Origin of the sequence: Pseudoalteromonas shioyasakiensis, assembly GCF_001550135.1 — a bacterium.
Taxonomy (GTDB): Bacteria; Pseudomonadota; Gammaproteobacteria; order Enterobacterales; family Alteromonadaceae; genus Pseudoalteromonas; species Pseudoalteromonas shioyasakiensis.
On the sequence record NZ_LRUE01000022.1, the window covers coordinates 82,286 to 97,121 of the forward strand.

Here is a 14,836-nt window from a genome sequence, read left to right on the forward strand (position 1 = left end):
TTGTCATCAAATGATCATTATCTTCCTGTAGAGATCAATATAATGCTTTACTCTCACTTAAGGAGCACTCATGTTAAAAAGAAGACGCACGACACATAAGTTCAAGCGTAATGTTATTTACTCAACGGCGACCCGCCGTCGTATCATGCTACGTAATACACACAAAAAAGTTATTTGGCGTCGCCGCTTATTTGCGATGCAGTTAATGGAAGCACAAGTTCCTGCAACGCCGGTTGTATAACTAGGCGTTGCGAGCAGCCTGCTTTGCCGCCTTTTTCTCTTCTCTACGACGCTTAAAAAACGCTGAAATTACCGCCCCACACTGCTCACTCATAACATCACCGGTTACTTCAACTTGATGATTAAGCCTAGGTTCTTGCAGCAGATTCATAATTGATCCTGCCGATCCCGTTTTGGCATCTTTAGCACCAAATACCAATCGCTTAATACGGCTATGTACCAACAGACCTGCGCACATAGAACAAGGTTCTAACGTAACATACAAGGTGCAATCGATTAATCGGTAGTTATTAAGTACTTTACCTGCTTCGCGGATTGCCATCATTTCAGCATGAGCGGATGGGTCGTTATCGATAATTGAGCGGTTATAACCATAGGAGATCAGTTGATTGTCTTTTACCAGCACAGCACCAACCGGAATTTCATTAATAGCAGCCGCTTCATTAGCGTAGTTTAATGCTTTTTCCATCCAATATTGGTCGCTAAATTGTTCGCTCATATATCACACAAATCTTGTAAAACTGTGAGTAATTATACCTAGTTAGTGAAAAATGTCGGCAATAAATACTGCTACACTTAAAAATTAACGCAAAATTTAGTGGCTTTTTCATGGCTCAATGGACCCATATTGCGCTATAATCTCGCGCTTTTTTTATTTAGCTTACAACACGGGTAGCAAATGAAATTTCCTGGACGCCGCAGGCATAAACATTATTTTCCGGTGGAAGCCAAAGATCCACTGACGAATCAACTTAACTCAACCGACCGACTACAACGTAGTTATATTACGGGTATCGACCAAATTGTGGTAGATATTGAAGCGAAAGTTGATCAAGCTTTCCTAGATGAATTTCAATTGCGCCGTGGCATGTCGCAAGTGATCGATAACGATATTACCAACGCGCTATACGACAGACTAAAACTCGACAATATGATCGATTATGAGTTTGCCGGTGGTACGGTAGGTAACACCATGCACAACTACTCTACCCTAGCTGACGACCGATCAGTACTGTTAGGGGTAATGAGTGAAAATATCAAAATCGGCAGCTATGCATACCGTTTTTTATGTAACACCTCTAGCCGCGTTGACCTTGACTACCTTCAGCCTGTAGATGGCCCTATTGGTCGTTGTTTTACCTTAATTGACGAGACCGGTGAGCGTACCTTCGCAATCAGCGCGGGGCTTATGAATCACCTGCGCCCTGAATCAATCGATCAGGCACTTATTGAGAATTCATCAGCACTGGTGATCAGCGCATACCTAATGCGTACTCAAGGTGATGAAACCATGACAGAAGCGACCATGCAGGCAGTGAAATATGCCAATGATGCAGGTGTCCCTGTGGTTTTAACCCTTGGCACTAAGTTTCTAATTGAACAAGACCCTGCTTGGTGGGCTGACTTTGTAAAAGAGCATGTTGATATTCTTGCTATGAACGAAGAGGAAGGTCTTGCGATTACTGGCTTTGAAGATCCGCTTCTGGCAGCCGACAAAGCGCTAGATTGGACTGATTTAGTTATTTGCACGGCTGGCGAAAAAGGCTTGTTTATGGCCGGTTACGTAGACGACTCATTCAAGCGTGAAACAGAATACCCGTTATTACCAGGCGCGATTGCTGACTTTAACCGTTATGAATTTTCGCGCGCAATGCGTAAAGACGACTGCCAAAACCCAATTCGTGCTTACAGCCACACAGCACCGTTTATGGGCGGCCCAGATAGTATTAAAAATACCAATGGCGCAGGCGATTGTGCTCTGGCCGCGGTACTACATGACTTATCAGCAAACGTTTACCACAAACTTAATGTGGCAAACTCAGCGAAGCATCAGCAGCCTGCTATGACCTACTCATCGCTTGCACAAATTAGTAAATACGCTAACCGTGCAAGTTATGAAGTACTTGTTCAGCACTCGCCACGTTTATCTCGTGGCTTACCTGAACGTGAAGATTGTTTAGAGCAAGTTTACTGGGATCAGTAAGCGCGACTAAAAAATCGAAATATCCAGTTTCTGGGATAAACGCTCAAGAGCCGCTATCCCAGCTACTGAGTTACCATACGAGTTAAGTCTTGGCGCCCACACAGCCACAGTAAATTGATTTGGTAATACAGCTAAAATAGTACCCGACACCCCAGACTTACCCGGCATACCAACACGGTAGCCAAAATCCCCAGCAGCATCGTATAAACCACTGGTAAACAGTAACGAGTTTAACTGCTTATTTTGCCTTGCACTGAGTACTTCTTGGCCATTGGCATCTTTACCTTGGTTTGCTAAGTAATTGTAAGCTTTTGCTAATTCTACGCAGTTTAACTCTATGGCACAGAAGTTAAAGTAAGCCCATAACACATCATCAACTTCATTATTAAAGTTGCCGAATGACTTCATTAGATGCCCCATCGCGGCGTTGCGATGACGAAACTCATATTCAGAATTTGCCACTTTCTTATCAATAACAACCTGAGCATTTCCTGATAACTGACGAAATGACTCAAGCATAGAGTGCATTGGCGCAGATAAACGGCTATATAACGCGTCACAGGTGACAATCGCGCCGGCATTAATAAATGGGTTGCGTGGTATGCCCTGTTCAAACTCAAGCTGTGTAAGTGAGTTAAAAGCGGTGCCTGAAGGCTCTTTACCGACTCGTTGCCACAGCTCATCACCATAACGCTGAAGTGCTAAAGTTAAGGTCATTACTTTCGAAACAGATTGAATTGTAAAACGCGCACTACAATCACCCGCGCAATAGGTTTGCCCATCTACTGTATGAATAGCAATGGCAAACTGGTTTGGCTCAACCTCTGCAAGCGCAGGAATATAATCAGCAACCTTACCTTGGCTCAGTAATGGTTGAACTTCTTTTGTGATTTCATCTAATACATGTTGATAATCAATCTGTGACATACCGCGTCCTTTTAAAACAAAAAGCCCCGCATTTGCGAGGCTTTGTAGTCTACTAAAGATGGTTTGCTATAGCGATTGCTATTAGCTCATCGCTGATTGCAGTTTTTTCATCGCTGTTTTTTCTAGCTGACGAACACGCTCTGCTGAAACGTTATATTTCTCAGCAAGCTCTTGTAATGTTGCTTTATCGTCAGCTAACCAACGTGCACTTACGATGTCTTGAGAACGTTCATCAAGGGTTTTTAAGGCGCTGAATAAACGTGCATGAGACTGTTCTTGCCATTGCTGCTCTTCGATATCATCAGCAAGGTCAGCACTGCCATCTGTTAAATACTGTACTGGCGAGTATGTGCTTGTCGGTGCGTCGTCATTGTCGTCGCCCGTTAAGTCAAAGCCCATATCTTGGCCACTCATACGTGATTCCATCTCACGTACTTCTTTTTCACTTACACCTAGCTCATTAGCAACTGTGCTAACCTCAGCTTGGTTAAACCAACCTAAACGTTTTTTGTTTTTACGCAGGTTGAAGAATAATTTACGTTGCGCTTTTGTAGTTGCAACTTTCACGATACGCCAGTTTTTCAGTACGTATTCATGAATTTCAGCTTTGATCCAGTGTACTGCGAATGAAACTAAGCGAACACCTACACTTGGGTCGAAACGTTTTACCGCTTTCATCAGACCGATGTTACCTTCCTGAATTAAATCAGCTTGCGGTAAGCCATAACCTGAATAGCTTTTCGCAATATGAGCAACAAAGCGTAGATGCGACATAATGAGTTGCTTCGCAGCTTCAAGATCACCTTCTTCCTGAAGACGTGTCGCCAACTGCTTTTCTTTCTCTGCATCAAGCATAGGAATAGTGCTAACCGCTTGAAGGTAGCCGTCCATACTTGCGCTCTGTTGACCTGCAGTAAGTGCCATTGCGTATAAATCTTTACTCATTTTTCACCTCAGTGATAAACATTTGAAACCATCTTAGCACTCTTTAAGCGAGAGTGCTAACTTCAATTAAAAACTTTTTTAAAGTTCAAATCAAGTGGTTTTTGCATCTATTTTTAGTCTACGCTAACACGCTGAATAAGCGATGAATTCTAGCTTGGAGTGATATTTTGATAAATTAACAGCGACTACTATTTATCGCTAAAAGAGCAGTGTAACAATGAATTGTTACACTTTATCGGGTTCAATTTCTTTTATGTAGCGGTTAACTGATAAGTATGAACCAACAAATCCTAAGCCTGTTGCAAGAGCGACTAAAATGCCAAACTCTGTGAGTGTTAAACCAATCAAGTCAAAGCTGGTTTCATAAACACCCGCAACATCACTTACAGCAGCACCAAGCCACCACATCATTAACGCAACACAAATAAAAGAGAACAAACCGCCAATAATACCGTACCAAATCCCTGTCCATAAAAATGGCGCATGAATAAAGGTGTTTGTCGCCCCAACTAACTTCATAACTTGAATTTCGTCTTTCTTATCCATGATTGATAAGCGGATAGTATTACCAATGATCAGGGTGACGGAGGTTAATAATAGTAGAGCAATGGTGATCACGCTTTCTTTTAATAAACTTAAAAGTGCATTTAATCGCTCAAGCCAAGCAATATCGAGTTTACCAAAATCAACTTCTCTTTCGCCTTCAAGTTTTTGCAGTAATTGTTTTGCCGTATTTGGCTGACGGTATCGTGCTGTCGGCGTAACAATAACAACATCAGGTAACGGGTTCGCATCTAAATATTCAAGTGCTTGCCCAAATCCTGATACTTGTTTAAATTCAGTGAGGGCATCGCCTTTTGATATAAACTCCACTTTATCTACTTCAGGGTAGAGTGCTAAACGCTTAACCAAGGTTTGCGTTTGCTGTTCGCTCATAGTTTCTTTTACGAACAACGAGATCTCTGCGGCATCTTCAAAGCCACTGCTCACTTGCGAGACATTTTTAACCACTAAATAAAGCGTCGCTGGCAGTGTTAAGCTTAATCCCAATACCGCAATGGTCATCAATGAGGCTAAAGGCGTTCGCCACATTTCACCGAGGCTGTGCACACCTTGGCGAATAAGATTAATAAAGAAGAAATAAGGCGCTGCTAAAAATGACTTCTTCTGACGTTCGTTTTGGCTGTTGCGGCTTTTAAACAATAAACTCATAGTGCCCCCTCAGCTAACGGATCGTCAATCATACGGCCATCTTTCAGTGTTAGGCTGCGATAACGCATACGCGCAATTAAACCAATATCATGGGTTGCAATCAGCACGGTTGTACCATGATTATTAAAGTCTTCGAATAAACGTAAAATGTCCATCGAAAGTTCAGGGTCTAAGTTACCAGTTGGCTCATCGGCTAATAGGATTGGCGGTGAATTGACAATAGCGCGAGCAATACCTACACGCTGCTGCTCACCACCTGATAAGGTTGCTGGATTACACTTAGCTTTATCAAGTAACCCTACTTTATCAAGCGCACCGTGAACACGTTTAGCTATTTGCTTATGGTGCGTACCTTCAATGATTAAAGGTAAGGCAACATTATCAAACACTGAGTAACGTTCTAGTAAGCGGTGATTCTGAAAGATGATACCAATATCGCGGCGCACATAAGGGATCTGGCGTGATTTAACAGCATTTAAATCAACACCATTAATAAGCACCTGCCCGGCTGATGGACGCTCCATCAAGCTGATAAGCTTCAATAGTGTACTTTTACCTGCCCCACTGTGCCCGGTTAAAAAGGCCAGTTCGCCAGGCTTAATATGAAAGCTGACTTTTTCAAGGGCACGATGGCCACCTGGATATGTTTTACTGACTTGCTGAAAATTTATCATTTTAGTTATCAATCATCTTGCAGCGAAAAAGGGAGCAAGCTCCCTTTAGTTAATTATGCGTCATCCTCGTCTTGGCTAAATAGTGCATCAATAAAGTCACTACTATTAAAGGTACGTAAATCATCAATACCTTCACCAACACCAATGTAACGAATTGGGATATTAAATTTATCTGCAACGGCGAAAATCACACCACCTTTGGCGGTACCATCTAGTTTAGATAAAGTAATGCCCGTTAAACCAACACACTCATTAAATAATTTAACTTGGCTAATTGCGTTTTGACCTGTACCTGCATCAATAGTTAGCATAACTTCATGTGGCGCATCTGGGTCAATTTTCTTCATTACACGGGCAATTTTTTCAAGCTCTTGCATTAGGTTATCTTTATTTTGCAAGCGACCTGCTGTATCGGCGATTAACACATCAACATTACGAGCCTTTGCAGCCTGAAATGCATCAAATACCACTGACGCACTGTCTGCACCTGTATGCTGAGCAATCACTGGGATGCTATTACGCTCACCCCATACTTGTAACTGCTCAACCGCTGCAGCGCGGAACGTATCACCCGCAGCAAGCATTACTGACTTACCTTCGTTTTGGAACTGCTTAGCTAATTTACCAATCGTGGTGGTTTTACCTACACCATTTACACCCACCATTAAGATAACAAATGGCTTTTTATCACCACTTACAACCAGCGGCTGCTCGGCGGTTTTAAGCATACTAGCCATTTCTTGCTTCATTAACTCATATAAAGCATCACCATCTTTTAATTGCTTACGATCAGCGGCATCGGTTAGGTTATCAATCAACTTCATTGTTGTATCAACACCTAAATCGGCTGTTAGTAATTGTGTTTCTAGTTCTTCAAATAACTCATCGTCAATTTTCTTACCACTAAAAATAGACGCAAAGCCTGAACCAATATTAACGCGAGTTTTTAATAGACCTTTTTTAAGGCGTGCGAAGAAACCTTCTTTCTTTGGTTTTTCAGCAGCGGCTTGAGCAGCTTTCTCTTGCTCTACACGCTCAGCTTCTGCTTGTTCTTCAGCAATGCGTTCTTGCTCTAAACGCTCCGCTTCTGCCTTTTCTGCAGCAATGCGTTCTTGCTCTAAGCGAGCTGCTTCCGCCTTTTCTGCAGCAATGCGTTCTTGCTCTAAACGATCCGCCTCTGCCTTCTCTGCAGCAATACGTTCTTGCTCTAGACGATCCGCTTCTGCTTTTTCTGCAGCAATGCGTTCTTGTTCTAAACGTTCCGATTCTGCCTTTTCTGCAGCAATGCGTTCTTGCTCTAAACGATCCGCCTCTGCCTTCTCTGCAGCAATACGTTCTTGCTCTAGACGATCCGCTTCTGCTTTTTCTGCAGCAATGCGTTCTTGTTCTAAACGATCCGCCTCTGCCTTTTCTGCAGCAATGCGTTCTTGCTCTAGACGTTCAGCCTCTGCTTGTTCAGCAGCGATACGTTCTTGCTCCAAGCGAGCAGCTTCTGCCTTCTCTGCAGCAATGCGTTCTTGTTCTAAACGCTCCGCTTCTGCCTTTTCTGCCGCAATACGTTCTTGCTCTAGACGTTCTGCCTCGGCCTTCTGCGCAGCAACTTGCTCGGCTTCACGCTGCGCCTGTTCTGCTGCAGCACGCTCTTGCTCTAATTTCATTGCTGCTTCTTGCTCAGCAAGACGAGCTTGTTGTTCTTGACGTTGTTGTTCTGCCGCTTGCTGCTCTTGAGCTAAACGTTCAGCTTCTGCTTGTTCTGCCGCAATGCGTTCTTGCTCTAAACGCTCAGCTTCTGCTTTTTCTGCCGCAATGCGTTCTTGCTCTAGACGCTCCGCCTCTGCCTTTTCTGCAGCGATACGCTCTTGCTCTAGACGCTCAGCCTCTGCGTTTTCTGCCGCAATGCGCTCTTGCTCTAAACGCTCCGCTTCTGTTTTTTCAGCAGCGATACGCTCTTGCTCTAGACGCTCAGCCTCTGCGTTTTCTGCCGCAATGCGCTCTTGCTCTAAACGCTCCGCTTCTGCTTTTTCGGCTTCAATTCGCTGTTGTTCTTCTATTTGCTTCTGGTTATCAGCCTCTTTTGCTGCTTGCTCTGCTTGTTGCTTATCTGATTTGCCAAAACCAAACCAAGACAGGAATTTACTTTTTTTTGCCATACTTGCTAATAACCACTTATAAAAATCTGATAAACTTACATGAATAATAGTTTGGTGACAGTTCAGCTTTTAAGCCAAACATAAACAGGTACCATCTATCGCTAAGGTCGCAATACTATCACTTTTAGCGCAGTAGAAAAATGACGCGCTAGCTATTGCATACAATATTATCTGAGCTAGTGGTCAGTTACCAATGATTAGTGAGTTAAATGAGAAAAAAATCAACAGCTAACCGCCAAGCTAAAGCAGCGAACAATAAATCAGCAAATGGTTTTATTCGTATTATAAGTGGGCAATTTCGCGGTAGAAAATTACCCGTAAAAGATGTGCAAGGCTTGCGCCCAACCACAGACCGAATAAAAGAAACTGTATTTAACTGGCTAATGCAAGATACCCGAGGCGCAGCGGTACTCGATTGCTTTGCCGGTTCCGGCGGTTTAGGTTTTGAGGCGTTATCGCGCTTTGCTGATCATGCTGTGTTTTTCGAACTAGATAAAGGCGCCGCTAGCCAACTAAAAGAAAACATTAGCACCCTTAAATTGGATAATGCAGCCGTAAAACAAGGCAATAGCCTTTCATTATTAGAACAAAACACGCAAAACGAGCAATTTGATCTAATTTTTGTTGACCCACCATTTCGACAAAACTTAGCTGAAAAAAGTTGTTTTTTACTCGAAAAAAATAACTGGCTATCTGCTCAAGCACTTATATATGTTGAGGTCGAAAGCGAACTAAGCGACCTAGATACTCCAGATAACTGGATGCTTTTAAAAGAAAAAGCTGCCGGACAAGTGATTTGTCGGCTATATCAACGCGAGACAAATTAACTCTGTTTTGCAAACCTAGTTTCTGTTAATATTATTCTTTACATGTGGTGTTGCTTCGGATTACAATACCGCACCATTTTTGAACCACTTGGTCGTTATTCGATCAACTTGAGCAACGCTCATTATTTAGGTAGGTGAATTTTTAATGCCAGTAATTAAAGTAAGAGAGAACGAACCGTTTGACGTAGCACTTCGTCGCTTCAAGCGTTCATGTGAAAAAGCAGGTATCCTTTCAGAAGTTCGTCGTCGCGAGCACTATGAAAAACCAACAGCTGAGCGTAAGCGTAAAAAAGCTGCTGCAGTAAAGCGTCACATGAAGAAGCTTTCTCGCGATAACGCACGTCGCGTTAAATTATACTAATCAGTATTTGGTCTTGTATAAATGAGCCTTTTATTAACGCTAAAAGATGCGCAAAAAGATGCGATGAAGGCAAAAGACAAAGAACGTCTTAAACCTATCCGCATGGTACTTGCTGCAATCAAGCAACGTGAAATTGACGAGCAAATTACGCTTGACGACGACGGTATTACCGCTGTTTTAGTAAAGCTTGTTAAGCAACGTCGCGATTCTTACACCCAGTACATTGATGCGGGTCGTGAAGATTTAGCTGAAATTGAAGCCAGTGAGATTAAAGCACTTGAAGAATTCTTACCTCAACAATTGAGTGAAGAAGAAATCATTGCTCTTATTGACTCGGCTATAGCTGATACAAACGCAGCGGGTATGCAAGACATGGGTAAGGTAATGGGAGTTATCAAAAGCAAAGCTGAAGGTCGTGCCGATTTAGGTAAGATTTCTGGCTTAATCAAGCAACGATTAACTGCCTAACCCCCACATACAGATGTATGATTCAAGCAAACCGAGCCTAGTGCTCGGTTTCTTGCTTTTAGTCTTTCATAAACACAGTAATTGTGTTCAAATCTTATTTTACAACGCATAGATAGCGCAGGAAAATACAACAGCTATGGCCGGAAAGATCCCTCGACAGTTTATTGATGATTTACTTGCTCGCACAGATATTGTTGAGTTAATTGATTCGAGAGTTGGCCTTAAAAAAGCAGGTAAAGACTACCAAGCCTGTTGCCCATTCCATAACGAAAAATCACCTTCATTTACCGTTTCTCAAGATAAACAGTTTTACCACTGCTTTGGTTGTGGTGCCAATGGCAATGCAATTTCGTTTGTCATGGAATACGACAAATTAGAGTTCGTTGACGCCATTGAAGAATTAGCGAGTATGCTCAATTTAGACGTACCTCGCGAACAAGGCACAAGTTCAGGCCCACAACGCACCGCAGAACAAAAGCGCTCCGATTACGATTTAATGTTACATGCTGCTCGCTTTTATCAGCATCAGTTAAAGCATCATGCCAACTCAAAAACGGTTATCGACTATATCAAGGGCCGTGGTTTAAGTGGTGAAACAGCGAAAAAGTTCATGATTGGTTATGCGCCAAGTGAATGGGAAGCGCTATGCCAGCAACTTGGCCGCAACAAAGAACAAAAAGAGCAGCTTGTAGAACTAAAACTAGCCTCTGAAAAGTCGCCTGGTCGCCAATTTGACTTCTTCCGTGATCGACTCATGTTCCCTATTCGCGATAAACGCGGTCGGGTGATTGCCTTTGGTGGCCGTGTTATGCAAGCGGATCAAGGTCCTAAATACCTTAACTCACCAGAAACCCGTATTTTCCATAAAGGCTTTGAGCTATATGGTTTATACGAAGCCAAGCAAGCACATAAAAAACTTGAACATATTTTAATTGTTGAAGGTTATATGGATGTTGTTGCTTTAGCTGAGCAAGGCATCGAATATGCCGTTGCCGCCCTTGGCACAGCAACGACCGCAGAACATATGCACACTTTATTTAGAACCACAGATAAAGTGATTTGCTGCTACGACGGTGACCGTGCTGGCCGCGATGCTGCTTGGCGTGCACTAGAAAATGCACTGCCTTATCTTGGTGATGGTAAGTCGTTAAAGTTTGTGTTTTTACCAGATGGTGAAGACCCTGATTCACTGGTACAACAAGAAGGTAAAGACGCTTTCGAAGCAAGGTTAAGCGAAGCGGATGATTTTACTAAGGTGCTGTTTAATAAACTCAGCCAAGAGATAGACCTTACTCAAGACGCAGGTAAAGCAAAGCTCCTTAGTGATGCCCTGCCACTAATTGAAAAAATCCCTAGTGATTTTTACCAAGAAAATATTTTGGAACATCTTGGCCGCTTAATTGGTCGAACAAGAGAGCAATTAAATAATCGCGTTAAGTCGCCAAAGCAACAGCATGCGATTGAGCGTAAATTTAAAATAACGCCGATGCGCCAAGCGATTGGTATTTTATTACAACACCCAAATTTGGCGACCAGCATTGCTTATATGCCAGAGTTAGCTGAGATGAAAATAGCCGGTATTGAGCTATTTTTACGCATTCAGCACTTAGCACTAGAACGTGAAGGTATCACGACGGCACAAATTTTAGAGTCATTTAGGGATGGCGCTGAATATGACGCGCTAGTGAAACTAGCAACTTGGCAGCACCAAATAAATGACGATCGTTTAGAGACGGTTTTTAAAAATACTTTTAAATTTATTGAAGACCAGTGTTTAAATTATCGACTAGAGACCCTATTAATAAAAGACAAGACCCAAGGCTTAAGCAGCGAAGAAAGGCTAGAATGCCACTTACTGACGCAAGCGTTAAAAGGCAGCAACAGCTAGTCAGAATTGAATAATGCTGTTATACTGTGCTATTCACTGCGTCTAGTTAGTTTTCGTGTCGCTTAATTAGTAAGCGAGCTGGCGCCTGTTGTATCAACTTTCAGAGTGGAAGAATAAATCTCTATGGATCCAACTCCTCAGTCACAATTAAAGCTTCTGATTCAAAAAGGTAAAGAGCAAGGTTATTTAACTTTTGCAGAAGTTAATGATCACCTTCCACAAGACATTATCGACTCAGATCAGGTAGAAGATATCATTAGCATGATTAATGATATGGGTATCAAGGTAAGCGAAAACGCACCTGATGCCGATGAATTAATGATGCAAGAAACAACGACAGACGAAGACGCAGCAGAAGCCGCGGCAGCTGCACTTGCGACTGTAGAAAAAGAGATCGGTCGAACAACTGACCCTGTACGTATGTATATGCGTGAAATGGGTACTGTTGAACTTCTTACGCGTGAAGGCGAAATCGTAATCGCTAAGCGTATTGAGGAAGGTATTAACCAAGTACAGATTTCAGTTGCTGAATACCCTGAAGCAATTACTTATCTACTAGAGCAATGGGACAAATTCGAAGCTGAAGAAATGCGCTTAAGCGATATTATCTCTGGCTTCTTTGATCCTAATAATGAAGACGAATCACAAATTTCTGCAACACACATCGGTTCTGAGTTAAACGAAGAGCAACTCGACGAAGAAGACGACGAAGACGATGATGACGAAGATAGTGATGATGATAGCGATGATGATAGCGATGGCGACACAGGTCCAGATCCTGAAGAAGCCCGTATTCACTTCGAAAACTTACGTGAGCTTTATAACAAAGCACGCGAAACGTTCGAAGAAAAAGGTCGCTCACACCCTGATTCACTTGAAGCTATTGCAGAAATCGGCGAACTATTTAAAACATTTAAATTAGTGCCAAAACAGTTTGACCGCATGGTTAACAACATGCGTGAAATGATGGACCGCGTTCGTGTACAAGAACGTATCATCATGAAGCAAGCTGTACAAATTGCTAAGTTACCGAAAAAGAACTTCATCAAGCACTTTGCAAATAACGAAACAGACACAAGCTGGATTGACCTTGAGATTGCTGCAAACGAGAAATACTCAGTAGCACTTGAATCAGTTAAACCAGAAATAATTCGTTGCATCAGCAAACTAAGTGCAATTGAAGAAAGCACAGGTCTTAGCATCGAACGAATTAAAGATATCAACCGTCGTATGAGTATTGGTGAAGCGAAAGCCCGCCGTGCGAAGAAAGAAATGGTTGAAGCGAACTTACGTCTTGTAATTTCAATTGCGAAAAAGTACACCAACCGTGGTTTACAGTTCTTAGACCTTATCCAAGAAGGTAATATTGGTCTAATGAAAGCGGTTGATAAGTTCGAATACCGCCGTGGTTATAAGTTCTCAACTTATGCAACATGGTGGATCCGTCAAGCAATCACACGTTCGATTGCTGACCAAGCACGTACCATCCGTATTCCTGTGCACATGATTGAGACGATCAACAAATTAAACCGTATCTCTCGTCAAATGCTACAAGAGATGGGTCGTGAGCCGAGCCCAGAAGAATTAGCTGAGCGTATGTTAATGCCTGAAGACAAGATCCGTAAGGTACTTAAAATCGCTAAAGAGCCAATTTCAATGGAAACACCAATCGGTGATGATGAAGATTCGCACTTAGGTGACTTCATTGAAGATACCACTATCGACTCACCTATTGATTCTGCAACCATGGAATCACTACGTGGCGCAACAAACGATGTACTAGCGGGCTTAACAGCACGTGAAGCTAAAGTACTACGTATGCGTTTCGGTATCGACATGAACACTGACCATACATTAGAAGAAGTAGGTAAACAATTTGACGTAACACGTGAGCGTATTCGTCAAATCGAAGCGAAAGCGTTACGTAAATTACGTCACCCTTCTCGCTCTGACTTACTAAAAAGCTTCTTAGATGCTAAGTAATTTAGTATCGCGTTATTAACTAAAAGGCCGCTGTTGCGGCCTTTTTTCTATTCGAGAGATATTCATGGCTTGGATCCAAATTCGCATCAACGCAAATGCAGACAACGCAGAATTAATCAGCGACTTACTCATGGACACTGGCAGTGCGTCAGTCACCTATGTTGATGCCAAAGATACCCCTATTTATGAGCCAAAACTTGGTACTGTGCAGTTATGGGCTGATACCACTGTGATTGGCCTGTATGACGCTAACCATGATATGGACAGCGTAGTAGCAACATTAAATGCTGAAGCAACACTCGCCGATAAGCTCGTTTATAAAATTGAACAGCTTGAAGATAAAGATTGGGAGCGTGAGTGGATGGATAACTTCCACCCTATTCAATTCGGTGAGCGCTTATGGATCTGCCCAAGCTGGCGCGATATTCCAGATCCTGATGCGGTTAATGTATTGCTCGACCCTGGCCTTGCTTTTGGTACAGGCACCCATGCAACGACTGCGCTTTGTTTAAAATGGCTAGAAAGCCAAGATTTAACAGGTAAAACCGTGGTCGACTTTGGTTGTGGCTCAGGTATTTTAGGAATTGCGGCGATCAAACTCGGCGCTGAACGTATGATCGGTATCGATATAGATCCTCAAGCCCTTGAAGCAAGCCGCGATAATGCAAAACGTAATGGCGTTGCAGATAAACTTGAAGTGTATTTACCTGAAGATCAGCCAGAATTTACAGCCGATATTGTGGTTGCAAACATCTTAGCTCAACCACTTCGCGAACTACATGAAGTGATTTTAGGTCTTTTAAAACCGAATGGTAAAATTGCTATGTCAGGTATTTTAGAAGAACAAGCTCAGTCTGTAGCCGATGTTTACGCCCCGTTTTTAGCACTTGATGACGTGGCTGTTGAGGGTGAATGGACCCGAGTCAGCGGCATCAAGAAAGCCTAAATAGCACTAGAGTATTTACTCAAACATAATAGGTAAAGCCAGTATTTAACAGGCTTTACCTTATTTTTACAGTTAGTAGTTTCTCACTTTTTTGTGAGTAAAAAATTTTTCTGTTCAAATATCAAACAAATCAACCTACCCGTCAAACTGTTATCAAAAGTCAATACGAAAAGGGCAAAAAAAAGTCACTTTTGTTCAATTTATAGCCTTTGATTTTTGTAAAAAAAGCCG

At 42.5% G+C, this 14,836-nt stretch carries 14 protein-coding genes; 8 read left to right on the top strand and 6 right to left on the bottom strand.

The features are described 5' to 3' along the window. Nucleotides 1–70 precede the first annotated feature (70 nt). Nucleotides 71–241 carry a hypothetical protein gene (locus tag PASHI_RS22110; protein WP_165385080.1) on the top strand — a complete coding sequence of 57 codons (171 nt, stop codon included), beginning with the start codon at nt 71–73 and terminating at the stop codon, nt 239–241. Here PASHI_RS22110 and tadA read toward each other — a convergent pair whose 3' ends face one another. Further along, a complete protein-coding gene (gene tadA / locus PASHI_RS16900) occupies nt 242–739 on the bottom strand; it encodes a tRNA adenosine(34) deaminase TadA (protein ID WP_054560975.1) in 498 nt (165 codons plus the stop codon). 180 nt (nt 740–919) lie between these two features. Here tadA and PASHI_RS16905 point away from each other — a divergent pair, with 180 nt between their 5' ends. Then, nucleotides 920–2,224 (top strand): inosine/guanosine kinase, encoded by a 1,305-nt coding sequence (locus tag PASHI_RS16905; protein ID WP_054560976.1) that lies wholly within the window; start codon nt 920–922, stop codon nt 2,222–2,224. 6 nt (nt 2,225–2,230) lie between these two features. On the opposite strand, the gene glsB is transcribed toward PASHI_RS16905, so the two are convergent. The 5 genes from glsB to ftsY form a co-directional block, all read right to left on the bottom strand. Continuing rightward, complete coding sequence (gene glsB / locus PASHI_RS16910; protein ID WP_054560977.1) at nt 2,231–3,151, bottom strand: glutaminase B; 921 nt, start codon at nt 3,149–3,151, stop codon at nt 2,231–2,233. Between the two features lie 81 nt (nt 3,152–3,232). Further along, a complete protein-coding gene (gene rpoH / locus PASHI_RS16915) occupies nt 3,233–4,096 on the bottom strand; it encodes an RNA polymerase sigma factor RpoH (protein ID WP_054551048.1) in 864 nt (287 codons plus the stop codon). A 225-nt stretch (nt 4,097–4,321) separates the two neighbouring features. Further along, complete coding sequence (gene ftsX, locus PASHI_RS16920) at nt 4,322–5,308, bottom strand: permease-like cell division protein FtsX (RefSeq protein WP_054551047.1); 987 nt, start codon at nt 5,306–5,308, stop codon at nt 4,322–4,324. Then, entirely contained in the window at nt 5,305–5,982 is a 678-nt protein-coding gene (gene ftsE, locus PASHI_RS16925; RefSeq protein WP_054560978.1) for a cell division ATP-binding protein FtsE, read from the bottom strand. The genes ftsX and ftsE overlap by 4 nt, the downstream gene beginning before the upstream one ends. A gap of 53 nt (nt 5,983–6,035) precedes the next feature. Next, a complete protein-coding gene (gene ftsY / locus PASHI_RS16930; RefSeq protein WP_082710969.1) occupies nt 6,036–8,132 on the bottom strand; it encodes a signal recognition particle-docking protein FtsY in 2,097 nt (698 codons plus the stop codon). 209 nt (nt 8,133–8,341) lie between these two features. Between ftsY and rsmD the strand changes: the two genes are divergently transcribed. The 6 genes from rsmD (at nt 8,342) to prmA (ending at nt 14,605) form a co-directional block, all read left to right on the top strand. Then, nucleotides 8,342–8,959 carry a 16S rRNA (guanine(966)-N(2))-methyltransferase RsmD gene (gene rsmD / locus PASHI_RS16935; RefSeq protein ID WP_062566443.1) on the top strand — a complete coding sequence of 206 codons (618 nt, stop codon included), beginning with the start codon at nt 8,342–8,344 and terminating at the stop codon, nt 8,957–8,959. A 145-nt stretch (nt 8,960–9,104) separates the two neighbouring features. Continuing rightward, on the top strand, nt 9,105–9,320 hold the full coding sequence (gene rpsU, locus PASHI_RS16940; protein ID WP_002957797.1) for a 30S ribosomal protein S21: 216 nt from the start codon (nt 9,105–9,107) through the stop codon (nt 9,318–9,320). 21 nt (nt 9,321–9,341) lie between these two features. Then, nucleotides 9,342–9,788 carry a GatB/YqeY domain-containing protein gene (locus tag PASHI_RS16945; protein ID WP_054551044.1) on the top strand — a complete coding sequence of 149 codons (447 nt, stop codon included), beginning with the start codon at nt 9,342–9,344 and terminating at the stop codon, nt 9,786–9,788. A 136-nt stretch (nt 9,789–9,924) separates the two neighbouring features. Next, nucleotides 9,925–11,676 (top strand): DNA primase, encoded by a 1,752-nt coding sequence (dnaG, locus tag PASHI_RS16950; RefSeq protein WP_062566444.1) that lies wholly within the window; start codon nt 9,925–9,927, stop codon nt 11,674–11,676. A 123-nt stretch (nt 11,677–11,799) separates the two neighbouring features. Further along, nucleotides 11,800–13,659, top strand: coding sequence for an RNA polymerase sigma factor RpoD (gene rpoD, locus PASHI_RS16955; protein WP_062566445.1), 1,860 nt, complete (start codon nt 11,800–11,802; stop codon nt 13,657–13,659). 64 nt (nt 13,660–13,723) lie between these two features. Beyond that, nucleotides 13,724–14,605, top strand: a complete 882-nt coding sequence (prmA, locus tag PASHI_RS16960) for a 50S ribosomal protein L11 methyltransferase (protein ID WP_055020740.1) — start codon at nt 13,724–13,726, stop codon at nt 14,603–14,605. The last annotated feature ends 231 nt before the right edge of the window (nt 14,606–14,836 follow it).

What these genes read in the sequence shown, in the direction of transcription:
- rpoH (WP_054551048.1), bottom strand. Translation starts at nt 4,096, where the DNA reads ATGAGTAAAGATTTATACGCAATGGCACTTACTGCAGGTCAACAGAGC.
- PASHI_RS22110 (WP_165385080.1), top strand. Translation starts at nt 71, where the DNA reads ATGTTAAAAAGAAGACGCACGACACATAAGTTCAAGCGTAATGTTATT.
- prmA (WP_055020740.1), top strand. Translation starts at nt 13,724, where the DNA reads ATGGCTTGGATCCAAATTCGCATCAACGCAAATGCAGACAACGCAGAA.
- ftsX (WP_054551047.1), bottom strand. Translation starts at nt 5,308, where the DNA reads ATGAGTTTATTGTTTAAAAGCCGCAACAGCCAAAACGAACGTCAGAAG.
- glsB (WP_054560977.1), bottom strand. Translation starts at nt 3,151, where the DNA reads ATGTCACAGATTGATTATCAACATGTATTAGATGAAATCACAAAAGAA.
- PASHI_RS16905 (WP_054560976.1), top strand. Translation starts at nt 920, where the DNA reads ATGAAATTTCCTGGACGCCGCAGGCATAAACATTATTTTCCGGTGGAA.
- tadA (WP_054560975.1), bottom strand. Translation starts at nt 739, where the DNA reads ATGAGCGAACAATTTAGCGACCAATATTGGATGGAAAAAGCATTAAAC.
- ftsY (WP_082710969.1), bottom strand. Translation starts at nt 8,132, where the DNA reads ATGGCAAAAAAAAGTAAATTCCTGTCTTGGTTTGGTTTTGGCAAATCA.
- rpsU (WP_002957797.1), top strand. Translation starts at nt 9,105, where the DNA reads ATGCCAGTAATTAAAGTAAGAGAGAACGAACCGTTTGACGTAGCACTT.
- rsmD (WP_062566443.1), top strand. Translation starts at nt 8,342, where the DNA reads ATGAGAAAAAAATCAACAGCTAACCGCCAAGCTAAAGCAGCGAACAAT.
- ftsE (WP_054560978.1), bottom strand. Translation starts at nt 5,982, where the DNA reads ATGATAAATTTTCAGCAAGTCAGTAAAACATATCCAGGTGGCCATCGT.
- dnaG (WP_062566444.1), top strand. Translation starts at nt 9,925, where the DNA reads ATGGCCGGAAAGATCCCTCGACAGTTTATTGATGATTTACTTGCTCGC.
- rpoD (WP_062566445.1), top strand. Translation starts at nt 11,800, where the DNA reads ATGGATCCAACTCCTCAGTCACAATTAAAGCTTCTGATTCAAAAAGGT.
- PASHI_RS16945 (WP_054551044.1), top strand. Translation starts at nt 9,342, where the DNA reads ATGAGCCTTTTATTAACGCTAAAAGATGCGCAAAAAGATGCGATGAAG.